Here is a 26,395-nt window from a genome sequence, read left to right as displayed (position 1 = left end):
AATGTGCAGCCCATCCAGTGGGTTTAGATCATCTCGCCTGTTTTTGGGTTGTAACCCCAAATCACATTTGGATTACCTCGCGATGCCATACGCTGACGATAAATGTCAGATACCACACCAGCATCACCCGCAAGCAGTGCTTTTGTTGAACATAGCTCAGCACACATTGGTAGCTTGCCTTCAGCAATACGGTTTGCACCGTACTTTTGACGCTCAGCATCTGAATGTGTTTCTTCTGGGCCACCCGCACAGAAAGTACATTTGTCCATTTTACCGCGGCTGCCAAATGCGGTCTTTTTAGGGAACTGCGGCGCACCAAATGGGCAAGCGTAGAAGCAATAGCCACAACCGATACAGGTATCTTTGTCGTGAAGCACAATGCCGTCTTCAGTACGGTAGAAACAATCTGCCGGACAAACAGCCATACAAGGCGCATCGGTACAGTGCATACATGCCACTGAAATTGACGCTTCACCAGGTAGACCATCGTTAATTGTCACCACGCGGCGACGTTGAATACCCCACTCTAAAGCAGAGTCGTTCTCGTTTTTACATGCTGTGACGCAACCGTTACACTCGATGCAGCGCTTGGTGTCACACAAAAATTTCATGACTGCCATAATGGCTTATCTCCTCATCAAGTTAGGCTTTGCTTATCTGACATAAACTGGACTTAGTTTCTTGCATCTGAGTCACAACGTCATAGCCATAAGTTAAAATAGTGTTTGCTGATTCACCTATCACGTAAGGCACTGTGCCTTCTGGATAGTTTTTCTCTAGGCTTTCGCCTTCAAACACACCAGCAAAGTGATAAGGCATGAAACATTCGCCTTCAATCACACGAGGGGTCACCATTGCTTTAACGGTGATTTTCGCGCCTTCTGGTCCGTGAACAAACACATCATCACCATCACGAATACCGCGATCGGCTGCATCAGCAGGGCTGATTTCGATGAACATTTCTTGCTGTAATTCAGCAAGCCATGGGTTTGAACGGGTTTCTTCACCGCCACCCTCATATTCAACCAAACGACCAGAGGTCAGAGCTAATGGATAGTCTTTAGCAAAGTCTTTGTCTTGAATTGTTTTATAAAGGGTTGGCAGGCGTGCAACCATACGATCATCATAGGTGGGGTACTTAGCCACCAAATCACGACGAGGGGTATATAAGGGTTCACGATGTAACGGAATATCGTCTGGAAAATTCCACACAATACAACGAGCTTTCGCATTACCATAAGGGATACAACCATGTTTGATTGCTACTCGTTGGATACCACCAGAAAGATCTGTTTTCCAGTTTTTTCCTTCAGCAAGCTTTTTCTCTTCTGCGGTTAAGTCATCCCACCAACCAAGCTGTTTAAGCATGTCGGCGGTAAACTCTGGGTAACCGTCTTCAATTTCAGCACCTTTAGAGAATGAACCTTCAGCAAGAATATTATTGCCTTCATGTTCAACACCATAACGGGCACGGAAGTTACCACCACCGTCTTTCACTTCACGTCCTGTGCGGTACAAAATTTGCGTACCAGGATGTTTCTGTTCAGGTGTCCCCCAGCAAGGCCAAGGCAGGCCGTAGGTTTCACCGCGCGCAGGACCACCAGGTGCTTCTAGTGTATCAACATCAAATGTACCCCAGTTTTTCTGGTGCATTTTCAAACGCTCTGGGCTTTGGCCAGTATAACCAATGGTCCACATACCTTTGTTAAATTCGCGAGTCACGTCTTCAATAACAGGCTCATCATTTTTCACTTCAATGTGCTTACAGAACTGCTCAGCAACGCCCCATTTTTTGGCCAATTTATACATGATCACGTGATCAGGTAATGACTCAAATAATGGCTCAATCACTTTGTCTCGCCACTGTAATGAACGGTTTGAAGCAGATACTGAACCGTAGGTTTCAAACTGAGTAGACGCGGGTAATAGATATACCCCATCTTGACGTTGGTGCATGACACCCGCCATAGTTGGGAATGGATCGACAACAACCACGGTATCCATCTTGTTTAATGCTTCACGCACTTCACGGCCGCGAGTTTCTGTATTAACAGACTGTCCCCAGAAAAATGCCAGACGAATATTGTCTTTTTGGGCAATTTTGGTTTTATCTTCTAACACACCATCGTGCCAACGCGAACAAGGAATACCTGCTGATGTTTGTGGCGATTGACCTAAGTATTCACCTTGGTCAAAACGGTCCTTGACCCAAGTTGGCTCAAGATCCCATACACCTGCCCAGTGATCCCATGCGCCAGAGGTTAAGCCGTAATATCCCGGTAAGTTATCAAATAGCAAACCAAAGTCAGTCGCACCCTGTACGTTATCGTGACCACGGAAAATGTTAGTTCCGCCGCCTTCAACACCCATATTACCTAGGGCTAATTGAAGAATACAATATGCGCGCGTGTTGGCATTACCAATATGATGCTGAGTACCTCCCATACACCAAACAATAGTACCAGGCTTGGTTTCAGCCATCATTTTAGCCACACGGTACATTTGTGCTTTTGGTACACCAACAACATGCTCAACTTCTTCTGGCGGGTACTTTTTCACTTCTTCTTTGATACGTTCCATACCGTATACACGTTGAGAGATGAAGCTTTCATCTTGCCAACCGTTTTCGAAGATGTGCCATAGCAAACCATATATAAATGGAATGTCAGTACCTGGACGAATATGAACAAATTCATCAGATTTAGCCGCAGTGCGGGTAAAGCGTGGATCAACAACAATGATTTTTGCACCGCGCTCTTTACCAATTAATATGTGCTGCATCGCAACTGGATGCGCTTCACATGGGTTTGAGCCGATAAACATCATGCATTTTGAGTTACGGATATCGTTAAACGAGTTTGTTTGCGCACCGTAGCCCCAAGTGTTTGCAACACCGGCTACCGTGGTAGAGTGACAAATACGTGCAGAGTGATCGACATTATTAGTGCCCCACATTGCCGCGAATTTGCGATATAAATAAGCTTGCTCGTTCGAAAATTTCGCGCTACCCATGAAGTAAATAGAATCTGGACCTGATTCAGCACGTATATCGAGTGCTTTCTGGCCAACTTCTTCAATGGCTTGCTCCCACGATAAACGCTTCCATTTTCCACCTTCCAGCTTCATTGGATATTTAAGTCGTTTCTCACCGTGTCCGTGCTCACGTAATGCAGCACCTTTAGCACAGTGACCACCTTGATTAAATGGATGATCAAATGCTGGTTCTTGACCAGTCCACACCCCATTTTGAACTTCAGCATAGACACCACAACCCACTGAACAGTGAGAACAAATGGTACGTACGACCTCAGTTGGCGCGTTATGTGGTACATCTTTGGCTTCAGCTTTACGCATCATGCCGGCACCTAACATCGACGCTGCTGCAATTCCACCTGTCGCCAAACTGGCCGACTTGAGAAACTGACGTCTGTTAAGACCTAGGCCTGGCTTTTCAGCTTTTGCGACCGTGTCAGATTTACGGGTTAATCGCATTTCACCCTCTCCTATTAGTTATTTACTTAACGAGGCATAGTAGTTACGAATATGCTCTGTTTCTCTGTAGTTGTTGCTTGTTGGCTCGTCTGTTGCTTTGGGTGAGGCCGCTAATGCTGGCGCACTCACACTGGCAACCGCGCCTGCTACGCTACCTAACGCTAAGGCTTTTAGCATTTGACGGCGTCCCATGTCGGAAGCTTGCTTCTTCATAGTTTCTCCTTGTTTAAATCACCCTAATTGCTTAGAGCATAAATGACTTACATCATGGCGAGTGCCATCAAGTCATTAGTTTACTTGCACGACTCCATCAGTAACCGGCTCAAGCTCTTTACTACCTGGGCAGTTCACCGGTATATCTAAACTCAGTTGGTCAAATTCGTTTACTTCAGCTTCAAAAAACGCTTTGGCTAACTGTGCTACGGGTATGTAGAACTTTGCGCTAGGCGTTTTCGCTAATGCTTCACAGAAGCGATTAATCCATGAACCGATATGACGTTGATAAAATGCCAATTGGCGATAGCCTGGCGCTTCTAAAATCAATACACCCATCACTTCGCACAATGCGGCTACATGATCTTCCGGCTCTTTGACATTTTCTTCGCGCTCAAACCCCATCTGCATCAAATCGGTACGCAGTAATGCCAATGGCTTATCCATTAGTGAACCGGTCATAAACCAGCTGCCGTAAGGGATAATTTCACCACTGCCTACGCCCAAGAAAATACTAAAGTATTCATTTTCTAGTGTTTCTACATCACTACTTTTCGCTACCGTTTTTAAAGCGATCCATGCTTGATTCATCGCATTGCCTTCCTCGGCGTCTACGTCTAAATCAGCTAAAAACTGTAATAACTCTGCATTAGGATGACGACGCAACAATGCGGCTAATAGCTGATAAATATCGGCTCTTAATTGATCGTTTTCGCTGATTTCTCTTTCTATTTTGGTCATAGCAGATCTCTTATCGCAATTGCTTTTCTGGATCTTGAAGAATGTCTTCAAACATGTCTTTTACGCGGCAGTCGCCACACATTTTTAAACGTTCAATATTGGCACTAAATGCACTGTGCGCACCGACCATTTCAACCATTTTGCGTACCATTGATTGAGTAGCAAAAGCGCTACCACAGGTAATACATTCAAAAGGGGCTTCTTCTTTTAATGTTGTCAGCCCTTGGCGGCTGTCTCTATCAAAGTTAACTTGTGGCGCTAAACTAATCACGCTTTCAGGACAGGCACTTTCACATAGTCCGCACTGGACACAATCTTGCTCGACAAAACGTAATGCCGGTATGTTACCGCCATCTTTTAATGCCTGTGTTGGGCAGATAGACACACACGACATACATAAAGTGCACTTATCAACATTCACCTTTACTTGACCATACGGCACATTGGCTAGGGTTAGTTGAGTTTGAATCGCACCCGCTTGGCTGTTGAGATGATCAATGGCTTGGTACAAAATGTCCCGTTTGGCATTGTGACTATCAGCATTGACCGCTAGGACCATAGGCACAATAATCGGCCAGGTCATACTCGTAGCCAACGATTGCTCAAGCTCAGTAAGGTCAGTTGCAGAAATAAGGCGTAAGCGCTGTGGTTGGCCCATCTCATCTAATATACGGTTGGCTAAACTAAGTTCGCCCTGCATCATTTGAGTTAATGTCGGCGCTGTAGCATCGGTATGTAAAATCAATACTTCACGTGCTCCATGAGCCAAAGCGGCGAGCCAGTGGTCAATACTGGCAACGGAAATCTCTTCCATTGCGATGGGCAGTACATCTCCCGATAAGGTATCGGCGATCAGTTCGCTACCCGCTATATTGTCATGGAATAAAATCACTGGCGCGACTTGAGCTTGAGTCCGATAACGGCTGATTAACTTTTCAAGGTAGGTATGTAGCGATTTAGGTGTGGGCAAGTCATAACTAATGGCCCCCGTTGGGCATAAATTGGTACAACTGCCCGCGCCATGACAAAGATAGGGGTCGATTTCGATTTTTTGTTTAATACTGCTTATAGCATCGGCAGGACAAAAATTTAAACAGCGGTTACAACCATTAATCCCATTGCGATTGTGCGCGCAAATATCGGCATTCACCTTAACGTAACGGGGCTTATCAAACTCACCGACTAAATCTGGAATTTGTTCAATGGCGTCAGCTAATTTCTGAACGTCTGCACCGACATAGAAATAACCTGCGGGAAGTAATTCAAGGTTAATACAGGGCGCTGAACTTAAATCTACAATAATGTCAAAATGTGCTTGGCGAATCGCCACAGCACTCAACTCAGCAATGCCTCCGTCATCGGCTTCTACACTGACTTGAAATTGTCCTAAAAAACCTTTAATGCTTTTGAGTTTATTGTAAAAGCTCTCAACACCCTCGGCGGCATTAATAACCTTTTCAAGGTAGTTTTCATCTTGGCTGGTAATAGACTCATTAGCCAAAATGACTCTACTGGCCATCATGGGAAGCGTGTCTGCGGCAAGGCGAGCTAAATCTTCAGGGCCGATGAACAACACATGGCCTTGGGTGGAGTAACTTACCGTAGGTGGGATCAAATTCTGCAGAATTTGGGTATTCGCCATCACTTGTTGCCGAGCTTGCTTAAGCTCGAACTGGGATTGTCTCATACTCATTGCGTTCCTAATTTTTATTATTAAGTGAGCTATTTTCTCACTAGCAATATCTGGCGATATTGATTGCTAATCGTTAATTATTAGCGCCCCCCCATTAGCTAACTTTTACCGCATCACCAGTAAAAGAATGGAATTGCTGTTCATCAGACTGCGCTTCCATTGAGACTAATGCTTGATTAGCATCAAGATTGTCCAAATCGGTACTGCTTATATCTTGAGTTTCTGCACTAACCCTATCTGTTTCTTGGTCACTTGAATCATTCAGCTCATCAAACTGAGCGGTTTCAAGCGTTTCATCCTCGGGTGATTCTTCTTTTTCAATAACGTGTTTAAATATTTTCTTTGCAAGCTCTGCTGACACTTCAGCCGATAATTTGGGTTGATTGGTATAATCAAGTGCATATTCAAGCAAACCGTCGATGTGACTATATTGCGGCTGCTTCCAAAGCGCTTTTAATGCCGCGGCTTTAGTTGCTGGATCAACATTTTGGGCCATAAAACTAGCAAAGCTACCACCCACCTCAATCGAATCAGGATCGGGTAACTCTTGCGCAGAAAGTGCATTAGCGTCTTCTACATTAATATTTGAGTCTGCTTGATTTAAGTGTTCTTCTGCCTCTAACGCTGTTTCGATATTTTGAGGCGCTGCATGGCTTTTATCGCTAGCCACGCCGGCATTAATGACTTGATGGCTGACTTGAGTCGATTCATTTTCAGCAATATCTGGCTGCTCCGCCTCTTTGGCAACTTGTTCACGACGCTGATTCCAACGGCTTAATAAACCACTCATTGCATTTTTCCTGGGCGATTTGCACTTGGGCCGTCGTTGTTGCGACGATTAACATGCTTGCGACGATGGGCACTAATTTCAACTTCACCATGGCGGGTAATAAAGGCTTCAATCCAACATGCAATGGCTTTAGGCATCAACACATTAAATACTGGTGTATCGGACTCTAAACACGCTGCGCCAACATTTTGATCCGCAGAAATCATTGCCGGTATCCAAGTCCCATCTGAAAGTTCATCACAAACGATGTAGATCATGGCATTGTCCATATCAAGATTTATTCGATAACTGCCGCGCTGATCGCGATGCAATTCAAGTAAGATTAATATCGCGCCTTCAGGGGCGGGCTGAGTAGCAGGCACCATTTGGTCCATTTCCCAGCATGTAGTTGTCCAGCGACCGACTTGCTTGGTCACTTTTTTTAACGAGACATACATTGGCCAAACGCTTTCGGTATGTTGCATACAGTGCTTCACCTTTGTGTTGCTTAACACTTAATTAATGTCAGTGGCGCGCGATAAATACCCTATAGTTATCCTGTATACAGCAATAACGATGCCAATATGTTTTATAGGGATAAGTTTGAAGTGGGTCTCAAAAGTCTGCCTACAGGTAGACAAATTGTCCTAGCTGCATTTAAAAGTAGGACATAAGTACACGCTTTGATAGCTCGATTGAGCAAAACATGCGCTGGATCACGCAACGCTAAACATCTGCATGCCGAAATGAGAAAAATTGATATTCTTAAACAATAGATTTTTATTATTGCTGCTAACAATATGTTTATGGTTGCGGTATTTGATAAATGATTGCAACCAATAACCTACAAGGTAAACCTTGCTTATGACCCAATCGACTGAGCACTTATCTGCCCGTAAATCCGCTATCAAATTTATCAAAACCCAAACTGAAGTCCCCCTCACTTTGCCCGTTGTGGCATATAACGAACGGGGTGAAGCATTAGATAAATTTGTTGCTTGCGAGCGACCGCTTACGGTCTACTTAAATTGGCAACCCATTGTGACGCTAATGACATTGGGAGCCAAACCGGAGTCGCTGACTGTAGGTTATCTAAAAAACCAGGGATTTATCAGCGATATTCACTTACTCGAGTCAGTAATTGTTGATTGGGACGTCAGTTCTGCTGCGGTGATCACTACGGAAAACATCGATGACTTAGCGGCTAAATTATCTGAAAAAACGGTGACATCGGGCTGCGGGCAAGGCACGGTTTATGGCGGTTTTTTACAAGGTTTAGATGAAATTCATTTATCTGCACCATTACTAAAGCAGTCGACCATTTACAGCTTATTGAACAACATCAACGCCTATAACGAAACTTACAAAAATGCAGGTGCAGTGCATGGTTGCGGTATTTGCCAAGATGATAAAATTCTTGCGTTTGTCGAAGATGTTGGCCGCCATAATGCCGTTGATACATTGGCTGGCGACATGTGGATGGAGCAACAAAGCGGTGAGGATAAAATTTTCTACACTACTGGCAGGCTGACATCAGAAATGATCATCAAAGTGGCAAAAATGGGCATTCCCATTTTGTTATCTCGTAGCGGTGTAACACAAATGGGATTAGAGCTGGCTCAACAATTGGGTATAACCCTCATTGCTAGAGCAAAAGGCCGTCACTTTTTGGTTTACCATGGGGTAGAAAATATTGTTTTTGATATGAAGTAAGCGCAAAAAATTTAGCGTTGAATATCTCAACCTTGACCGACTCACGCATTAGATGATGGTTAGACAACTAGCCGAGTATAGTGCGAATAGTCGTAATAGGTAGGTGTTATAAACGAAATTTAGCCCATTGCTCTCTTAATGTTGGGCTTAAATAACTCCACACTAGAATACGGGTTTGTTTATTACCCTGGCGCATATCAATGGTATTGATTGTCTCTGCGCCGCACTTTTCAAGCAGCTTATAGCAAGGTTTAAGGTTGTCAGACTTAGACACGAGTGAACTGAACCACAACACTTGATGTTTAAACAAGCAGCTTTCGGTAATCATGTTGCGCAAAAACTGGATCTCGCCACCTTCACACCATAACTCGGCTTTTTGGCCACCAAAATTTAATGCTGACTTGCCCACTTGAGCATTAACAACTGAATGCTTTTTAGTGCGATTTGCGGCTAAATTCGACAGTTTTCGTTGGCTTCCCGCCATGGCATCATCTAAAGATTGATGAAATGGTGGATTACATAAAGTGATATCAATACGATCACTTGCGTTAATCACCCCTTTAAATATCGCCTTAGCATCAGTTTGTTGCACCAATTTAAGCTTTGAGGTTAACGCAGGGTTATGGGAGCAAATAGCTGCGACATTACTTAATGATTTTGCATCGATATCTGATGCGGTAAATTGCCAGCCATAACATTGAATACCAAGCAAAGGATAAATGCCATTCGCTCCTGTACCAATATCAAGTGCGTGTATTTTTGCTCCTTTTGGTACTTTGCCCTTTACCGCTAATAAATCAGCAATATAATGCAAATAATCTACCCGCCCTGGAATAGGGGGACACAGAAAACCCGCAGGAATATTCCATTTATCGATATGATAATGCAGCTTAAGCAGTGCGGCATTTAAGATTTTTACTGCTTCGGGATTGGCAAAGTCGATTGAGATATTACCATAGGGATTGGGGCGGACAAACTGGGACAATTTAGGTAATACAGCAACCAACGAGGTAAAGTCATAGCCCTGATTATGCAGATTACGGGGGTGAAGAGACTTACTATCACCGGATTTGCTAGTCGAAAATTTAGCAGGGCAAGTTTTGCCCTGCATAGATGATTTCACTGACATTAATCGTACAGATATTTAGTAAACAGTAAGTTAACCACCAGCGAGCGGCCGGTTTCTTTCTCTAATAGACGATTGACCATCTCATAGCATTCTCGGCGAATTTCATCACGACCTGATAATGATTTAACCTTATCTTCCGCCTGATTACCTAATATTTCTACAATGGCTGCACGCAATAATGGATCATGGCGCTCAATGCTTACCAGGTCAGCTGGATTTTTCACCATTAATTCAACACTGATACGAACAAAACCTAGTTTCTTACGATTAGAAATATAATTGGTGACGATTTCAGGCTCAAAGCCATAGTAAGCATATTCTTCACTGATTTCATCAGCACTTTGGACGTTAAATGCAACTAACAGCAGTAGCATGCATGCTGAAACAAATTTTTGCATAGTGTGATGCTCTCCTTGAGTGATTAATAAGCAGATAGCCGCTTTTATGTATTTCATCTTGTTGAGCATGGTAAACTGCTCGGGTCTAGGTATATTGTAACGAGTTTTTGATGAATGTGACCAGTAATAGCTTTCCTTATGGCGAATCAATTTTATGGTATTCACCTGAAAAAGCAGCCTCACTTCCCCACACACCGCTTAAAAACTGGTTATTAGCCAATGGCAGTTTAACCGAAAAATTAAAAAAACATTGTAACAACTTCTCCGTTACGGTTTTAGGTGAACATTTGTTGTCTCCTTTACCAAATGAGCTACCAAGTCAGTCAGAACCCGTTTGGGTGCGTGAAGTATTACTCAGTCTAGACGATATTCCTTGGGTTTTCGCCCGCACCTTAATCCCACAAGCATTATTAGATAATACGTCGTACGACTTTATTCACCTCGGTAACAGGCCATTAGGTGAATTGTTATTTACCCATAACGAGATCATACCGGGAAAAATTGAAGTGGCTGCTTTTGAAACCTGTGGCCGTTTAGCGCAACTTGCCACCAGCTTATCTCAACCGGTTGACGACACGCTTTGGGGCCGCCGTCGGTACTTTCATATTGGCACATCTGAGCTTATTGTTAGCGAAATATTTTTACCTGCTGCAGCGGAAAAAATAAAAAAATACCGCCTAGATTAGGCGGTATTTTTGTCATGCGATTAGGGTGATGACTCAGATTAAACTCTGCGGCGCGCACCACAGAAAGCTAACGCCAACAAACTTAGCCACCCTAAGCTACCTCCGCCACCAGAATCGGCTGGAGGAGTAACCACTGGTGGGGTTATCACCGCTGGTGACGAGACTGTTATCGCCTTAGTCACCGTTTGAGTATTACCAAGTGTATCTGTCACCACTAATGTAATCGTGTAGGTTCCTGCTTGACCATAGATATGGGTTGGGCTAGTTGCAGTGCTGTTATTACCATCACCAAACTGCCAGACATAAGTCAAACCACCAAAACCATTACTAGAATTATTGGTTATGCTAAGCACCAAGTTTGTCGCCGAAGCACTGAAAGCTGCGGTAGGTAAAATCACTACTCTAACGGTTTTAGCAACCTCTAGCTTATTTCCTTCACCATCTGTAACCGTTAACTTCACAACATAATCACCCGATAAGGCATAAGTATAGCTAGGTGCAACCACACTGCTGGAACCAAGATTATCACCAAAAGTCCAAGTATATTGATAATTACCATCACCACCATTTATGCTGGCATTAAAGCTTACAGTAGCTCCATTTAGGCTAGCAACAATATCACCGCTTAATGCGCTGGGAGGTAATACAATCGTGCTTGAACGCTTAAATTCTACCGTAGCAGAAGTGCTATTGGCTGATTGCGCCGTCACTTCCATTGTTAAGCCAAGTTCGGTTAACTGGATCCCCGCATGAGGCTTAAGGGGGGCACTGTAATCGTTACTGTCATCAAACATGCTATTGGCAGATAAGTGATTGTCACCTGGATAGCTTGACTGAACAAATTGGCTAAACGCGGCATCTCGGATTTGTGCATCTGTCGCACTCTGCCCAATCAAGTTTTGATCGGCATCGATTACACCAATTAATCCTTCACCTGGATGATTTGAAACATTATTATCAGCCTGATTAAAGTTTTCTAACCACACTAATACTCCCGGAATATAGCCATGGCTGACTAGACCTTTATCAATCCCTTGATGACTTCTTAATTGCACAATATAACGACTGGCTTTGCCTGGGCGAGTATCATCAACTCGACTGAAACCATTTAATGTCATCTTAGAGGCGGTTTCTGCGTCATCGCTATAAACCAGGCTACCATCGCCAATCAGTTCAAGCTCATCAACCACCACGCCTGCTTCACTGACTGCCGCATCGGTAATGTAATGCATTGAAATAGTAACATTTTGCCCTGCAAAATCGGCTAAATCATAGCTCAGCTTCACCCATGAGTTTGCACCAGTAGCTGCGCCTATATCACTCGACTTACCACTAATATAATGCTTAACCGAGCCGTAAAGTGGGTTACTGGCTTTAGTGTAATTACCCGCAATAGCGACACCGTTCACTTTAAGCTGCATATAGTCATAATCGTCTTCTATACTCCAATGTGCTTGGAAAGCTAACGATAAAGGTGTTGCACTAGGCAGGGTGAGATTAAACGACATTTGTTGATTAATCTCATCACCTTGACCAGAGTAATATTGGTACTCTCCCGCATAAGGCGCGGTAAACTCAACAGAGCTAATAGGTAACGGGATCGAGATTTGGTTTATACTATTGGCATCAACCGCATGGGCTAAATTAACACTTAAGCCTGATTCATCGATACTTGATAGAGCCACTTCCTGCTCTTTAACCCATTTACCCTTATATTTTTGTTGTAAATAAGAGCGTGCATAAGGGCTAAAACCTGTTGGTTGACTACCTGCAATATTGCCAGTCCAGCTGCCACCTGACATTAATGACCAGGACCCCACAGGTGAACCATCGCCTATATTACTGGTATCATATTCATCTGGTAGCCCTAAATCATGGCCAAACTCGTGCGTACATACGCCCGTAGCAGCATCAATAGGTTGTACCGTATAACCGTAAATTTTCATGTCCCGGCCAGGGATTTTGTATCCCTCGGTATCGGTATTAACAAAGAAACGATGCGACCAAATAGCATCGGTACCTAGCACGCCACCACCCGCTTCCTCACCCACACTAGAGTGAAACAGCATAATATGATCGATTATTCCATCGGCCTCATCGGTATTACCGTCACCGTCTAAATCATATGGGTCTTCAATATCATAAGTCGCTAACTCTGCATCCGACATACCGGTAATCGCTTTAACGACCGCTTCTTTTACCAGTTCAGGCACCGCGCTATCATTATCATCATTATCATTACCGCCATAGTAAGCGGCACTGTTGTCAGCGGTAACCCAATTAATCACGTTGCCACTGAAGGTAAATGACTGGCCTGATGCCGCTTTAAAATATTGGTATGCAGATTGTAATGTAGCCGGATTAGCATCTGGGCCAGTAAAGCCTGAAGTTGAAAAAAGGAGGTTTTGATAATGTGATACTGGATAGCTGCTATAGAACATATCTGTATCAGCACTAGCTAGACGATTATCATTATGGCGAAGGTCTGGGAAGTCCACCAGCACGCCTAATACCTTAACGGTTTTAGTGATATCTTCATCAGCCAACATAACAGCTGACTGTATCGCCATTCTAGCCTGCTTAGCTTTGCGTGCTTTCATCGAAGCTTCAGTCTTAAGCTCAAATTTAGACGGCGTAAATGAAGACTTTAATCCACGGGCAATAAATGCCTCAACAGCTGAGTTTTTAGTCTCTTCACTGGCATCTTCTGCGACTTCGCCGCGCTTGATTAACCAGTAAAGTACTTGTTCTTTATTAATCACGCCACCATCTGCTGGGGAGCCTTTTATCGGCGCAGCAATCGAGCCTGAAGCACCTATCGTCAGCAATAAGCCTAACGCTGCTGCTAACGGTAATTTTATAGTATTGTTCATCGATATCTTTCCTTAGTTATCGCTTGGCTTGTGTGTCAGCGGTTTGGGGCATTTAGCAAACTGTTTTTGACGTTTACTGATGTAATCTGCAACCACTTGGTCAATTTCTTGTTGGTTCATGGACGCGGTTATCAAACCTTGTTTACGTAAATTATCGGCAATTTTTGATTTATCTCGAATAGGTGGCATAGCACCACATACCGCAGTTGTTGGATGGCTTACTTTTGCTGAGGTAATATTCTCTGCTTGTTGATTTACTTCATTAGCGTGGCAACCAAACATCAATACGATGCTTAGCAATAATGCAATTTTAGTGAATTCCATTCGGTTTACCCCCAGAGTATTCACGTAAGATTAACAGTTGTTACCGCTAGCGTACAAACAAAAAGACCCTCATTTTTATGAATTAATGTTCAAATAAGTTTGAGTGTGTAAAACATCATCTATTTTACTGTAGCCTCTGGTATACCGCATTGTTAACGATTTAAATTTTGGTAGAAATATCAAAAACGGCAGCCAATTCGGCTGCCGTTGAAAATCTAAAACGAAAAAGATTAAATAAGAAAGTGACTAAAAACGATAGGTTATTGCGCCAATGTGTTCATGTAGCTTGAGATACCATCTAAGAACATTTGCACTGAAATCATCACCAGCACCATCCCCATTAAACGCTCTACAGCAGTTAAGCCTTTTTCGCCCAACACACGGGTGAACACTTTATAAAACATCAGAATAAATGCGCTTAATCCCCAAGCGGAAACGAGAGCTATAGTCCAATCAGTCATTCTACTGCTATCTGTATGAGCCAATAATATCAATGCTGCCAAAATAGATGGTCCGGCCATAAGTGGTATAGCCATAGGCACAATAAATGGCTCTTCACCTGCCGCTAAGCCGACGACACCGCCAGGCTGAGGAAAAATCATTTTTATCGCAATCAGAAATAAAATTATCCCACCTGCAATGCTAACCGACTCTGAACGCAGATTTAAAAAGTTAAGAATGGCTTCACCGGCATACAAAAACAGCAACATGATCACTAACGCAATAAGCAATTCACGAATTAATACCCGGCGACGTTTCTTGGGATCAATGTGGCGTAGAATCGATGCAAAAATAGGCAGGTTACCTAAAGGATCCATAATTAGAAACAACATCACCGCAGCAGAAAAAATATCCATAAGTCACAATCTATTCAGTTAGCCAATACAATAGCTCATATTGTATACCTAATCCGTCACTTATAGATGCTAGAGAACGCGTTATTATTTTTTAGCCAATGAATTAGTTTTTCTCACCTGAAGCAGCAGAAACTTATTGATTCACTAACCCAACAACCTAACTCCCTTATCTCAGGCCATTGAAATTTACATATCTATGCTTGCACGCTAGCTACATAAGAGTACAAAAATGCTATACTGCTGCGTTTTTTGTCAATTTATGCTTGGAACCCATGCTCTATTTAGCCGCTAGTTGTATCGCTTTATTATTTGGCCCTTTATTTTACCGCTACTTTTCTTCTGGCAGTGGATTACAAAAAGGTCTAGATGGTTTTATATTCGTCTCTTTAGGCGGGCTGGTGCTCATCCATATTTTGCCAGAGCTGTTGGAGCACGGTGGATTTATTACCTTGCTTTTCGTGGTATTAGGCTTGTGGGGTCCCACCGCAAGTGAACGTATTTTCCATCGCTATTCAGAGATCACCCACAACATAACGTTAACTCTTGGTATTGCGGGTTTGCTGCTGCATACCATCACCGACGGTGGCGCTATGGTGTTGTCGCAACAGCAAGGTAATTCTCCGCTGCTCGCTCTGGGGGTAATATTACATCGACTACCGGTAGGATTAGCAATTTGGTGGTTACTCAAACCACAGGTTGGCACTCGCTGGGCAAGTGTCGTTTTGGTTGCCATGATGGCATTAACCGCGGTAGGTTATTTTGCTGGCGAACAACTACTTCATCAATTAAGCATTGAAAATACCGTTTATTTACAGGCTTTTGTGACAGGTTCAATTTTGCATGTGGTGCTGCATCAGCCTCATGGTGAACACTCCACAGATAAACAAGGCAAATACCAATATCAGGCGGGAATCGGCAGTCTGCTTGGTTTAGGCTTATTAGCACTTTTGCTGTTACTCGATACTGGCAGCCAGGCACATTCAGACCATAACCACGCTCACGGTGTAGAACAGTTTGTTAGTTGGCTATTAACTATTTCGCCAGTATTACTACTAAGTTATTTATTTGCAGCGCTCAGATTCAAATTAGGACTACAACCTCAGCATAAAAATCTCGCGTTACGATGGTTACAAAGACTAGCTGGTCCTGAGTCCTTAGTCATTACTCTGGCGTTATTAGGCCCCTGGTTTGCGCTATATCAAATTATTGGTTTAGCCGTTATTGGTGGTTTACTGACGTTGAGTAAAATCCAATTAACGGATCCGCATTTACAATTACCCGACTCTGCATTGCGATTTGGCTTCGCTCATTTAGTCGACCGCAGTGCACCCTGGATCATATTAAGCTTAATATTAGCCAATTTAATTGGTCACCCATCAGTCCCCCTAGAAAACCCTGCATTGCAGGTGTTTATTCTGCTACTCGTCTTTATTCCGATGCGTTTTTGTAATCTAGGAGCGGCTATTTTAGCATTAGCGTTATTTTACAGCGGATGGAATCAGGTCGCGGTAGCATTTAGCTTACTTGCGGCACCCGTTATCAATATCGCACAGCTGAAATTAATGACCTGGAAACAAGGGTTAATGCTGGGCGGAGTGTTACTGAGCGCCTTTATTGTGGCAGACCAAGTCACGTTAACCTCTAGTTATGTGCTGCAACTGCCTGAATCAATCAATATATTAAGCTTAGTGGTAGTCAGTTTACTATTTGGCGCAAGTTTACTGCGTTTAGGTCCAAGAAAATTTTTAAGCCGCATGATCGCAAATCTTAAACCCGCTCATCAGCATAGCAATAAACAACGCGGTGGACATTCTCATCACCATCATTAATGATTAGAGTCAGCTAACGGCTAGCAACAGCAAAAATGACAGGAGAAATTTATGTGTATTTTATTTTTCGCTATCGAAAGCCATCCTCAATATCCTTTAATCATTTGTGCTAATAGAGATGAGTTTCATCATCGCGCCACTCAACCTGCACAGTTTTGGCCTCCAGATCAAAACATACTGGCGGGTAAAGATTTACAAGCCGGTGGAACCTGGCTTGGTGTAAATCAAGCAGGCCAATTTGCTGGCCTGACGAATTTACGCACTCAAGACCTTCGGGATGGAGTGCGTTCAAGGGGTGAACTGGTTATCAACGCACTAACATCTCCTCACCCGCCTATAACCTCGCAATGGTTGCAAGAACATAGCCAGAATTACAATCCATTCAACCTAATTTTTGAACATAGAAATACCCTTCATTGCTTCAATAGTCGAAGCGCTGCTACCACACAGTTAACTCAAGGTTTTCATGCTGTTTGTAATGGTGATATGGATGATGTGTGGCCCAAAATGGCGTTAGGTCAACAAGCTTTGCAGTCGTATATTGCGCAAACCGATAACATTAGCATTAATGAATTACAGCGCTTTATGCAAGATACCACGCAACCTGCTGACAACTTACTCCCTAACACAGGCCTAGACTTAGAGTGGGAGCGCCATTTATCTTCTATCTTTATTCAACACCCACAATATGGTACCCGTTCAACCACTATTATCCTCAAAGATAAACACGGCCATATCGATTTCTATGAAACACGATTTGACGGCAAAGGGCGAAATTTAGGTCAACAACACTTTAAAATCGCATCAAGCAATACTCGTTAAATGAAATGAATTACCAGTATTTACCGCTGTAAAAAATACGTTATTGTTGCGCCTATCACACTCAAACATCAAATTTACAACCTAGATCAAAGTTATTGACCCGGTAAACCTGCATAATTCGTCTATTGCTAATTTACTATCGGAGTACACGTCTTGGAGCAGCCCACACAAACTGGTTGGGATCAGTCAATGATCGAGAAATATAACTACAGCGGTCCACGTTATACGTCTTACCCGACAGCATTAGAATTTGATGACAGCTTCACTGAACAAAATTTACTGTCGGCGATTAAGGGCAGTAAAAGCGATAAGCTATCTTTATATGTTCATATTCCATTCTGTGCCAAGCTTTGTTATTACTGCGGTTGTAATAAAGTCATTACTCGTCATTCGCACAAAGCCGATCAATATATTGAATATTTAGCGGCTGAAATTATTAAACGCGCACCGTTATTTAAACATTACACTGTCACCCAAATGCATTGGGGCGGTGGTACACCAACCTTCTTGAAACCAGAACAAATATTGTATTTAACCGCATTAATTAAGCAACACTTTACCTTCGCTGAGGTTGGTGAGTATTCAATTGAAGTTGACCCGCGTGAAATTGAACTCAGCATGCTGGATACCTTAAAAGAAGCTGGTTTTAACCGGGTTTCAATTGGTGTACAGGATTTCAATAAAGACGTTCAAGTTGCGGTGAATCGTGAACAGGACGAGCAATTTATTTTCGACTTTATCGCCAGAGCAAAAGAGTTAGGTTTTGTTTCTACAAACGTGGATTTAATTTACGGCTTACCATTACAAACGCCTGAAACATTTGCACAAACCATTGCACGCATAATTGAGCTATCACCAGACCGTTTATCGGTATTTAATTATGCGCATTTACCGTCGCGCTTTGCCGCGCAGCGTAAAATTAAAGATGTTGATATGCCTTCGCCACAGCAAAAATTGAATATGCTGCAACAAACCATTGAGTCGTTAACTGGCGCCGGTTATCAGTTTATCGGAATGGATCACTTTGCTAAACCCGATGATGAATTAGCTAAACTGCAAAATGCCGGTAAATTACACCGTAACTTCCAGGGTTATACCACCCAAGAAGAGTGTGACTTACTTGGCTTAGGTGTATCTTCAATCAGCCAAATTGGTGATTGTTATGCCCAAAACCAAAAAGATATCCGCCCTTACTATGAAGCGATTGATGCACAAGGTCATGCCTTATGGAAAGGCTGTAGCTTAAATCGTGATGATGAAATTCGTCGTGCGGTAATCAAGCAAATCATCTGTCACTTTGACCTAGATATGGCAAAAATTGAGCAGAAATTCGATATCGTGTTTGAAAATTATTTCGCTGAAGATTTAAAGTTGCTACAGACATTTTTAGACGACAAGCTAGTCGACATTACAGATCGCCGTTTAACCGTCAGTCCTACAGGTCATTTGCTTATTCGTAATATCTGTATGTGTTTTGATGTGTATTATCGCCAAAAGGCACGTCAACAACAGTTCTCTCGGGTGATTTAATTCTTTACGCTTAAAAATGTGCAGGAGTCACAACAAAAAAGCCAGCATTTGCTGGCTTTTTTAATCAACATCAAAAGCATTAGGCTTTTGATGCATATAATGCTTTGCGTTCACTATCTGACATAAACGCCATTTCAACGCCATTGCGTTGAACTTGCGATAATTGCTCATCCGTCAAACCCATTTCAGATTTAGCAACACGATATTCATGATTGATATCGATGTTACTTACCCCTGGATCATCCGTATTCAAACCAATTAACACACCAGAATTGAAGAACTGCATAAAGGGATGAGAATCATAATCAGCAATAGTCGAAGTATGCAGGTTACTGGTTGGGCATGACTCAATACCGATACGATGCTTAGCCAGATACTCCATCAATTTAGGATCACGAATCGCATTAACACCATGGCCAATACGAGTCGCACCTAACACTTCAATAGCTTGCCACATGCTTTCAGGACCTGCCGCTTCACCAGCATGAGCAGTGATCTGTAAACCAGCATCACGAACACGTTTGAAGTGTTCTGTGAATAAATCCCCCGGAAACCCTAACTCATCGCCGGCTAAATCAATCGCGACGATTTTATCTTTATGGGCCAGTAAACCTTCTAGCTCCAAACGGCATTTTTCTTGGCCAAATGAGCGCGACATAATGCCAATCAAGTTGATTTTAACGTCGTGCTCTTTAGTGCCCGCAGCAACGCCATCAATCACAGCTTCAACTACGGCCTCGATAGGTAGATTATGGTTCATCGCCATGTAATACGGGCTAAAACGTAGTTCGGCATAATCTAAGCCGGATACTTTAGCATCTACTACGTTTTCGTAGGCGACACGCTTTACCGCATCTAAATCAGCTAGCACAGCAACCATCCAATCGAGCTTCTTTAAAAAAGCGACTAGGCTGTTCTCTTTACCTTGAATTTGCACAAATGGCGCTAAGGTTTCTAATGAATCAGCAGGCAGAACTATGCCATGTTTGTGGCCGAGCTCCCATATGGTTTGAACACGAACATTTCCATCCAAATGGCGATGCAAATCAACCAGCGGAATCGATTTATCTATCATCCGTAACCCCTATTAATTTTCTAGGCTAAATGTGTTTTCTATTTTTAGAACACCCAGTGACCGAAGTTTAACATGCATGAATAAAAAGTGACGCAAGAAATCATCAAAGATGCACAATCGGTAACAAATAATTGTGTTGAATCAACTAGCATGATTGAAGTTGAATTGTTATGTTGTGATGCAATAATGATATTTGTAATTTATTGTCTATTAAAGGGATTCATATGCGTAAGCTCATTCTACCTGTATTGATATTACTTTCTATCACTGGATGTAAAACAACCACAGGTTCAAAAGCCTATTATTATCTAGGCGACACCACTCAAAAACAAACAACAGACAATAAACAAAATATCAAAGCACCCACTCACAACGCTACTTTAGACTCAATAATTACTAATGCATGGCAATTAAATTTAGCATACTCACCAGAACTTGCTGCTAGCTTAGGTAACAAAAATACCGCAGGACAACTGCCTGATTTATCACCCGAGTCACTATCAGAACAAAATAAAAAAACACAGCAAATTCTGAATACGTTAAAGTCGCTTGATAATAGCAAGTTATCAAAAGATGAAATCATCAACGCTAAAATTTTGCAAGACCAACTACAAAACCAAGTTGATATGTATACATTCAAAGATCATTATCTGCCTATCACTGCTGAAAGCGGCTTCCATGCTTACATTGCCAGTATGGCAACATCACCTTTCAACACTGCAGATGATTATCAGCATTACTTAGATAAACTGGCCGCACTGCCAACCTATTTCGCACAACAAACATTTTGGTTACAACAAGGTTTAGCGGCAGGTATTACACCAGCAAAAGTCACACTTACCGGCTTTGAAGATAGCATTAGCGCCTTTATTGTTCCCGTTGAGCAAAGTGGTTACTTCAAACCGTTTACTACCTTCCCGAGCCATTTTACTGAAACACAGAAAAAGCAGCTCACTCAACAAGGTAAAATAGCAATTTCAGAAAAAGTGTTGCCAGTTTATCAAGATTTCTACGACTTCATGACCCAAGAGTACATTCCCAATGCAAGGCAACAAATCGCTGCTTCTGCCTTACCTGATGGACCTGCATTTTATCAAAACCGAGTGGAATACTACACTACGCTGCCAATGACGGCAGAGGAAGTACATCAACTTGGGTTAGCAGAAGTCGCCAGAATAAAAACAGAAATGGAACAAGTGATTACGAACGTTGGCTATAAAGGCACATTTGCAGAGTTTTTACATTTTCTACGTACTGACCCACAGTTTTATCCTAAAACCGCAGAAGAATTATTAAAAGAAGCGGCATATATTGCTAAAAAAGCCGATGCAATGTTACCTAAATATTTTGGTAAACTCCCTAGAACACCCTATGGGATTGCGCCTGTGCCAGCTGAAATTGCACCTAAGTACACAACAGGAAGATACGCGGGTTCAGATAGAGGTGACCAACCGGGATATTACTGGGTAAACACATATGCGTTAGATAAACGTCCTCTATATGAAATGGAAGCGTTAACATTACATGAAGCGGTTCCAGGACATCACCTACAAATTTCATTAAATAAAGAGCTGACTGATTTGCCTAATTTTAGGCGCTATAGCTATATTTCGGCTTTTGGTGAAGGCTGGGGTTTGTATTCAGAATACTTAGGCCTTGAAGCTGGATTTTATCAAGACCCTTATAGTAACTTTGGTCGATTAACCTATGAAATGTGGCGTGCAGCAAGACTGGTGGTTGATACTGGTATGCATGCTAAAGGGTGGAGTCGTCAACAAGCTATTGATTTTATGGCCGGTAATACTGCTTTATCTATGCATAACGTTAACACCGAGATTGATCGTTACATCTCTTGGCCAGGGCAAGCACTCTCGTATAAAATTGGTGAGCTAACCATTAAACGTTTACGCGCAAAAGCTGAAGACGCTTTAGGTGAAAAATTCAATATCAGAGAGTTTCACGATGCCATCTTAGAAAATGGTTCAGTGCCTATGCCTATTCTAGAGCAAATGATAGATGCCTACATTACTCAAAAGTTAAGCTAGCCTCTACTGGTTACCCCGCTGTTATAGCGGGGTAAATACGCTATAATGGAATACTATCGACTTATCAGGAAAACAATTCTGCGACCTTATGATTTATAAAAAATTCTCGTCTGAAAAAAAACTCAATACACCAGAACAACAACGTTTTTGGCAAAGTGTTGAGCAAAGCTATTTCAGTCGTAATGACGGCGTTAATATTGCCTACTGTCAGGTGCTGCAGCCGGATGCTAAACAAGCCATTATTATTAGTAATGGTAGAGTAGAGTCATACATGAAATATCAAGAATTAATTTTTGATTTATTTCAGCAAGGCTACAGCATCTTTGCCCTCGATCACCGTGGTCAAGGGCTTTCTGATAGACTAACGCAGCAGCCGCATCAAGGCTACGTAGGAAAGTTTGACGATTATGTCGATGATTTCTCGTACTTTATCGGACATATTGTCCAACCAACAAATCATCATTCTCTATCAATCATGGCACACTCAATGGGCGGCGCAATCGCAACCCATTATTTGCATAAACATCCAAAGGTTTTTGATAGTGCGGTATTGTCAGCACCTATGTTTGGTATAGCCTTACCGTTTAATACCAAGATGGTGTTATGGTTAGCCAAACGTCTTGATAAGACATCGGCAATAACAGTTGAAGGTAAAGTCACTAGTAACTATGTTCTTGGTGGCACAGACTATCAGCCAGTACCCTTTATCAGTAACTATCTAACACACAGTAAGCACAGGTATGAACACTATAGAGAATGTTATAAAAAACATCCTCAATTACAACTTGGCTCACCGACCAATCATTGGTTGATTGAAGCCATTAATGCAGCAGAGAGTTGTGCAGAATTAGCCAAAAGTTCACCAACACCAATCCTCATTTTACAGGCAAGTGAAGATACCATTGTCACGAATCAATCACAGGACAACGCACTGAGTGCACAATGTCATAAGGTCGTGATCCAAGGTGCTTATCATGAGGTCTTTATCGAAAGCGATAAACTAAGGAATAAAGCATTAAGCTATGCTATCAACTTTATTAAACAACACTCAAAGACAGCTGAGACTTAACTAATTGAATAATATCGACCTCACTTAAAGGACGGCTGAAAATATATCCCTGGAAGCCATTACATTTAGCGTGAATTAAATTACCAAGCTGTGATTTAGTTTCAACTTGCTTAGCAATAACCTGATAATCCAAGCGAGAGGCTAATTCAACTAATGCGCATAACAATATTTGTGAACTAGGATCTTGCTTATCCTCTAAAACATAACATGCCGCTAATTTAACCTGTGAAAAACTCACACCTTGCAGTTGATTCAGCGAACATAAGCCCGAACCAAAATTATCTAAAGCAACATTAATACCGATATTTTGAAGTGTAATAATTTTTTCTTTAACCAATTCGGCATTAACAGAGAAAACATCCTCATTTAACTCAAACTGTAATTTACTCGGATTCACCTTACTGCTTTGAATGCGGTTTAATACCACGCCTACAAAATGTTCTTGATGGAAGTGACGCGAGGATATATTTAAAGACATGATAGGTGTCGGCACACCTAATGATTGCAACTGATGCAACACTTGACATGTCTTCTCAAGGATCCAAAGCTCTAATTCAAATATGAAATCCGATAATTCTGCAGCCTCTATAAATTTACGCGGACTAATAAAACCATGCTGTTGGTGATACCAACGTGGTAAAACTTCAACACTCATCACATGACCATCATCATCAACAACAGGCTGATACACTAAATTCAGCTGCTCTTGAGCTAGTGCAACTTTCAACTCGTGACTTAATTTAAAAGGTTGTATTTGACTATGATCAAGTTGTGGATGATAAATAGAACAGCCATTTGATCTTGGCTCTTTGGCATGTTCAAGAGCATTATCAGCCCTACCGAGTAGAGTTTGAGGCTCAAGTGATTCAACACCATCACATACTACAACTCCGACACGGGCTGAAATAGAAAGCTCTTGTTCGGCAACAGAAAAGCTTCTCCCAATTAACTGCCTGACCTCGCTAGCCAAAGCCAAGGCTCGTTTATTAGCGTGGCCGACTTCATTACCAAAGTTTTTAGCCAGTAAAATAAACTCATCAGCCCCTAAGCGGGCAACAAAATCTGCTGATGAAAAAGCGCTTGATAGCCTAGCGGCAATTTTCATCAATAATCGATCACCTAACTCAGCACCTAAGGCGTCATTTAAAACAGCGAAATTATCTAGATTTATCAATAAAATAACAGAAAACTGGTTAACCTTCCGACTATGAACTTGCAAGTCGTACAAGGAATCAGCCAATGCTTCACGATTAACTAAATCAATTAAGCCTGTTTGAGCTTGTTTATCCTTATCAGACTCCGTTTTTTGAACTTTTACATCGCCTGATACGTCAGTGATGGTACCAATAATACGAACCGGTTTACCCTGTTGATCCCATTCGACTATTTTCCCTCTATCCAACACCCAAATATATTTACCATCTTTATGCCTTAATCTATGAACACTCTCATATTCAGTAGTTTTGCCATCAATATATTTTTGTAACGCATTTAATACATCTGCTTTTTCTTCACGGTGTAGTCGAGACTCCCAAACAGAATAATCACTATCCAACTCATAAGACTGATAGCCCAAAATATCTTTCCAGCGGTCTGAAACATAAACACTGCCAGTAGTAATATTCCAATCCCATATACCATTACGCACACCTTCAACAGAAAATAGCCACCTCTGCTCAGCATCGTTTAGTCGTTTTTGGTTTCGCTTGAGCTTACCACTTACTTGCACCAAGTAATCTCTAAGTGATGCAACCTCAATCGAAGAACAAATAATTCCGCGCTGAAAATCAGAGGTATCAATATTTTTCGCTCTAAGACTTAAGCGGCTTAAGGGATGAATCCAAAACCAGTAGAGTAAAGCACAAAAAGCAATAAGAAATAATGAACCAACTCCCCATATTTGAACCGTCCTATTAAAAAGAGAATCCGATATTTGGGAGATCATCCCAGAAATATCATACTCGAGATATATCAATTCAACAGATTGCGCGTAGCTAAATCGATTGTTATCGGTTATGGGATAATAACCCTGAATAGATAACCGGTCGAAATTAACTTGAAAATAGGGTTTATTGGATTGAATCACACTTTTATGAATTGCGTTAGAGTAACCTTCAAGCACATTACTCGCATCACTCTCACGCCAAATAATATGATTTGCAAAATGAATCGTGCGGCTAGGATCCAAGATAACATAGACCATCATGCTCATATCAGTAGAAATCAGAGCGACCTCTTGATCGATACGACTAAAATCTTGCGCTTGTACTGATGAATCGATGACATGCCGCATACGAAATAGATCTTTTTTCAACTGCTCAGTCTGCTCTTCAGCAAGCTGCTGCTTGAGATCAGAATACTCGTAGTAATATCCTCCAAATACCATGGCTAAGTGCATAGACAAGATACAAAATGGAATAATAAATGTGAGCGACAAATTCCGTATGTTAAACAAATGATATCCAAATCAGTAAAGCATTCCACATGCTAGCGGCAAAGCTTATAATAAGTAAAGGAATAGTTAGGATTTTTATTGTAAATATAAGCCATAAAGTTATTGTTTATTAACAGATTTCGATACAATAATAATTTATTATAACGCAAATAATAATAAAAATTAATAAACGGAATTTAACTATAATAGCTATCGGATTTGAACTTAATTAGAAACATTACAGATTTTTAGCTTAAAGCCTATGTCTATTTAAGTTGAATAACATTCTATATTGCTAGAATAAATACACAAAATACAAACGATAAGCATAAATTTTTCTAAATAAGCGTATATCCTTATATTCACCACATCACTGACATTATCTAATGTCATTGATTGATGTTGACCAGAAATCATAGATATAAAAAAGTCCGTTACTTTAGTAACGGGTTTATTACTACTCTTTCGAGTAAATTAGGCGCCTGGAAATAATCGACTCTCAGATGGGCATATCGGCTACACGACTTTAATGCTTAAATCTCAGACGTAAAAAAGCCCGTTGCATTAGCAACGGGCTTATCACTACTCTTTCGAGTAAATTAGGCGCCTGGAAATGACCTACTCTCACATGGGCATATCGGCCACACTATGTTTGACTCATGCTCAAGAATAATTTTTCGACACAAAACAAAAAGGCCACTCA

Annotated in this window: 21 protein-coding genes; 7 read left to right on the top strand and 14 right to left on the bottom strand. The window is 41.8% G+C overall.

The annotated features are described in order from the left end of the window. Nucleotides 1-23 precede the first annotated feature (23 nt). From fdh3B to FJ709_RS00290, 7 genes are all read right to left on the bottom strand, one after another. Entirely contained in the window at nt 24-620 is a 597-nt protein-coding gene (gene fdh3B, locus FJ709_RS00320) for a formate dehydrogenase FDH3 subunit beta (protein WP_226412374.1), read from the bottom strand. Between the two features lie 22 nt (nt 621-642). Beyond that, on the bottom strand, nt 643-3,492 hold the full coding sequence (locus FJ709_RS00315; protein WP_226412372.1) for a formate dehydrogenase subunit alpha: 2,850 nt from the start codon (nt 3,490-3,492) through the stop codon (nt 643-645). 18 nt (nt 3,493-3,510) lie between these two features. After that, the gene (locus tag FJ709_RS00310) at nt 3,511-3,705 is read right to left on the bottom strand and encodes a formate dehydrogenase (RefSeq protein WP_226412370.1); all 195 of its coding nucleotides are present in this window, start codon (nt 3,703-3,705) and stop codon (nt 3,511-3,513) included. A gap of 75 nt (nt 3,706-3,780) precedes the next feature. Beyond that, complete coding sequence (locus FJ709_RS00305; protein ID WP_226412368.1) at nt 3,781-4,446, bottom strand: TorD/DmsD family molecular chaperone; 666 nt, start codon at nt 4,444-4,446, stop codon at nt 3,781-3,783. Nucleotides 4,447-4,456: 10 nt separating this feature from the next. Continuing rightward, a complete protein-coding gene (locus FJ709_RS00300) occupies nt 4,457-6,139 on the bottom strand; it encodes a 4Fe-4S binding protein (protein WP_226412366.1) in 1,683 nt (560 codons plus the stop codon). A gap of 94 nt (nt 6,140-6,233) precedes the next feature. Further along, entirely contained in the window at nt 6,234-6,929 is a 696-nt protein-coding gene (locus tag FJ709_RS00295) for a DUF3306 domain-containing protein (protein ID WP_226412364.1), read from the bottom strand. Further along, the gene (locus FJ709_RS00290; RefSeq protein ID WP_226412362.1) at nt 6,926-7,393 is read right to left on the bottom strand and encodes a DUF3305 domain-containing protein; all 468 of its coding nucleotides are present in this window, start codon (nt 7,391-7,393) and stop codon (nt 6,926-6,928) included. The genes FJ709_RS00295 and FJ709_RS00290 overlap by 4 nt, the downstream gene beginning before the upstream one ends. A 379-nt stretch (nt 7,394-7,772) precedes the next feature. Between FJ709_RS00290 and FJ709_RS00285 the strand changes: the two genes are divergently transcribed. Further along, nucleotides 7,773-8,621, top strand: a complete 849-nt coding sequence (locus FJ709_RS00285; RefSeq protein WP_226412360.1) for a formate dehydrogenase accessory sulfurtransferase FdhD — start codon at nt 7,773-7,775, stop codon at nt 8,619-8,621. Between the two features lie 106 nt (nt 8,622-8,727). Here FJ709_RS00285 and rlmF read toward each other — a convergent pair whose 3' ends face one another. Both rlmF and FJ709_RS00275 read right to left on the bottom strand, forming a co-directional pair. Continuing rightward, on the bottom strand, nt 8,728-9,750 hold the full coding sequence (gene rlmF / locus FJ709_RS00280) for a 23S rRNA (adenine(1618)-N(6))-methyltransferase RlmF (RefSeq protein ID WP_404829986.1): 1,023 nt from the start codon (nt 9,748-9,750) through the stop codon (nt 8,728-8,730). Beyond that, nucleotides 9,750-10,148, bottom strand: coding sequence for a flagellar basal body-associated protein FliL (locus tag FJ709_RS00275; protein ID WP_226412356.1), 399 nt, complete (start codon nt 10,146-10,148; stop codon nt 9,750-9,752). Before FJ709_RS00275 ends, rlmF begins: the two co-directional genes overlap by 1 nt. Nucleotides 10,149-10,258: 110 nt before the next feature. On the opposite strand from FJ709_RS00275, the gene FJ709_RS00270 reads away from it, so the two are divergent. Further along, nucleotides 10,259-10,834 (top strand): chorismate--pyruvate lyase family protein, encoded by a 576-nt coding sequence (locus FJ709_RS00270; RefSeq protein ID WP_226412354.1) that lies wholly within the window; start codon nt 10,259-10,261, stop codon nt 10,832-10,834. Between the two features lie 38 nt (nt 10,835-10,872). Here the strand turns inward: FJ709_RS00270 and FJ709_RS00265 are convergent, their stop codons facing one another. The 3 genes from FJ709_RS00265 to FJ709_RS00255 form a co-directional block, all read right to left on the bottom strand. Continuing rightward, nucleotides 10,873-13,707: an immune inhibitor A domain-containing protein gene (locus tag FJ709_RS00265; RefSeq protein WP_226412352.1), complete on the bottom strand. Its 2,835-nt coding sequence runs from the start codon at nt 13,705-13,707 to the stop codon at nt 10,873-10,875. A gap of 12 nt (nt 13,708-13,719) precedes the next feature. Continuing rightward, on the bottom strand, nt 13,720-14,031 hold the full coding sequence (locus tag FJ709_RS00260) for a hypothetical protein (protein WP_226412350.1): 312 nt from the start codon (nt 14,029-14,031) through the stop codon (nt 13,720-13,722). 260 nt (nt 14,032-14,291) lie between these two features. Beyond that, a complete protein-coding gene (locus FJ709_RS00255; protein WP_226412348.1) occupies nt 14,292-14,888 on the bottom strand; it encodes a YhgN family NAAT transporter in 597 nt (198 codons plus the stop codon). 272 nt (nt 14,889-15,160) lie between these two features. Between FJ709_RS00255 and FJ709_RS00250 the strand changes: the two genes are divergently transcribed. From FJ709_RS00250 to hemN, 3 genes are all read left to right on the top strand, one after another. After that, nucleotides 15,161-16,717, top strand: a complete 1,557-nt coding sequence (locus FJ709_RS00250) for a metal transporter (protein ID WP_226412346.1) — start codon at nt 15,161-15,163, stop codon at nt 16,715-16,717. A 51-nt stretch (nt 16,718-16,768) separates the two neighbouring features. Continuing rightward, nucleotides 16,769-17,539 (top strand): NRDE family protein, encoded by a 771-nt coding sequence (locus FJ709_RS00245; RefSeq protein WP_226412344.1) that lies wholly within the window; start codon nt 16,769-16,771, stop codon nt 17,537-17,539. Nucleotides 17,540-17,728: 189 nt separating this feature from the next. Further along, nucleotides 17,729-19,069, top strand: a complete 1,341-nt coding sequence (hemN, locus tag FJ709_RS00240) for an oxygen-independent coproporphyrinogen III oxidase (protein WP_226412342.1) — start codon at nt 17,729-17,731, stop codon at nt 19,067-19,069. Nucleotides 19,070-19,148: 79 nt separating this feature from the next. On the opposite strand, the gene add is transcribed toward hemN, so the two are convergent. Next, nucleotides 19,149-20,144, bottom strand: a complete 996-nt coding sequence (gene add / locus FJ709_RS00235; RefSeq protein WP_226412340.1) for an adenosine deaminase — start codon at nt 20,142-20,144, stop codon at nt 19,149-19,151. A 224-nt stretch (nt 20,145-20,368) separates the two neighbouring features. Here add and FJ709_RS00230 point away from each other — a divergent pair, with 224 nt between their 5' ends. Continuing rightward, the gene (locus FJ709_RS00230; RefSeq protein ID WP_226412338.1) at nt 20,369-22,189 is read left to right on the top strand and encodes a DUF885 domain-containing protein; all 1,821 of its coding nucleotides are present in this window, start codon (nt 20,369-20,371) and stop codon (nt 22,187-22,189) included. A gap of 88 nt (nt 22,190-22,277) precedes the next feature. Next, nucleotides 22,278-23,258 (top strand): alpha/beta fold hydrolase, encoded by a 981-nt coding sequence (locus FJ709_RS00225; protein ID WP_226412336.1) that lies wholly within the window; start codon nt 22,278-22,280, stop codon nt 23,256-23,258. On the opposite strand, the gene FJ709_RS00220 is transcribed toward FJ709_RS00225, so the two are convergent. Continuing rightward, on the bottom strand, nt 23,227-25,713 hold the full coding sequence (locus FJ709_RS00220; RefSeq protein ID WP_226412334.1) for a putative bifunctional diguanylate cyclase/phosphodiesterase: 2,487 nt from the start codon (nt 25,711-25,713) through the stop codon (nt 23,227-23,229). The genes FJ709_RS00225 and FJ709_RS00220 overlap by 32 nt on opposite strands. Nucleotides 25,714-26,395 lie beyond the last annotated feature (682 nt).

The sequence above is a fragment of the Shewanella glacialimarina genome (assembly GCF_020511155.1).
GTDB lineage: Bacteria > Pseudomonadota > Gammaproteobacteria > Enterobacterales > Shewanellaceae > Shewanella > Shewanella glacialimarina.
This window is presented reverse-complemented; position numbering and strand designations above follow the sequence as displayed.

Bases quoted from the DNA above. Each gene is read 5' to 3' on its own strand.
- fdh3B (WP_226412374.1), bottom strand. From the start codon at position 620: ATGGCAGTCATGAAATTTTTGTGTGACACCAAGCGCTGCATCGAGTGT.
- FJ709_RS00315 (WP_226412372.1), bottom strand. From the start codon at position 3,492: ATGCGATTAACCCGTAAATCTGACACGGTCGCAAAAGCTGAAAAGCCA.
- FJ709_RS00310 (WP_226412370.1), bottom strand. From the start codon at position 3,705: ATGAAGAAGCAAGCTTCCGACATGGGACGCCGTCAAATGCTAAAAGCC.
- FJ709_RS00305 (WP_226412368.1), bottom strand. From the start codon at position 4,446: ATGACCAAAATAGAAAGAGAAATCAGCGAAAACGATCAATTAAGAGCC.
- FJ709_RS00300 (WP_226412366.1), bottom strand. From the start codon at position 6,139: ATGAGTATGAGACAATCCCAGTTCGAGCTTAAGCAAGCTCGGCAACAA.
- FJ709_RS00295 (WP_226412364.1), bottom strand. From the start codon at position 6,929: ATGAGTGGTTTATTAAGCCGTTGGAATCAGCGTCGTGAACAAGTTGCC.
- FJ709_RS00290 (WP_226412362.1), bottom strand. From the start codon at position 7,393: ATGCAACATACCGAAAGCGTTTGGCCAATGTATGTCTCGTTAAAAAAA.
- FJ709_RS00285 (WP_226412360.1), top strand. From the start codon at position 7,773: ATGACCCAATCGACTGAGCACTTATCTGCCCGTAAATCCGCTATCAAA.
- rlmF (WP_404829986.1), bottom strand. From the start codon at position 9,750: ATGTCAGTGAAATCATCTATGCAGGGCAAAACTTGCCCTGCTAAATTT.
- FJ709_RS00275 (WP_226412356.1), bottom strand. From the start codon at position 10,148: ATGCAAAAATTTGTTTCAGCATGCATGCTACTGCTGTTAGTTGCATTT.
- FJ709_RS00270 (WP_226412354.1), top strand. From the start codon at position 10,259: ATGAATGTGACCAGTAATAGCTTTCCTTATGGCGAATCAATTTTATGG.
- FJ709_RS00265 (WP_226412352.1), bottom strand. From the start codon at position 13,707: ATGAACAATACTATAAAATTACCGTTAGCAGCAGCGTTAGGCTTATTG.
- FJ709_RS00260 (WP_226412350.1), bottom strand. From the start codon at position 14,031: ATGGAATTCACTAAAATTGCATTATTGCTAAGCATCGTATTGATGTTT.
- FJ709_RS00255 (WP_226412348.1), bottom strand. From the start codon at position 14,888: ATGGATATTTTTTCTGCTGCGGTGATGTTGTTTCTAATTATGGATCCT.
- FJ709_RS00250 (WP_226412346.1), top strand. From the start codon at position 15,161: ATGCTCTATTTAGCCGCTAGTTGTATCGCTTTATTATTTGGCCCTTTA.
- FJ709_RS00245 (WP_226412344.1), top strand. From the start codon at position 16,769: ATGTGTATTTTATTTTTCGCTATCGAAAGCCATCCTCAATATCCTTTA.
- hemN (WP_226412342.1), top strand. From the start codon at position 17,729: ATGATCGAGAAATATAACTACAGCGGTCCACGTTATACGTCTTACCCG.
- add (WP_226412340.1), bottom strand. From the start codon at position 20,144: ATGATAGATAAATCGATTCCGCTGGTTGATTTGCATCGCCATTTGGAT.
- FJ709_RS00230 (WP_226412338.1), top strand. From the start codon at position 20,369: ATGCGTAAGCTCATTCTACCTGTATTGATATTACTTTCTATCACTGGA.
- FJ709_RS00225 (WP_226412336.1), top strand. From the start codon at position 22,278: ATGATTTATAAAAAATTCTCGTCTGAAAAAAAACTCAATACACCAGAA.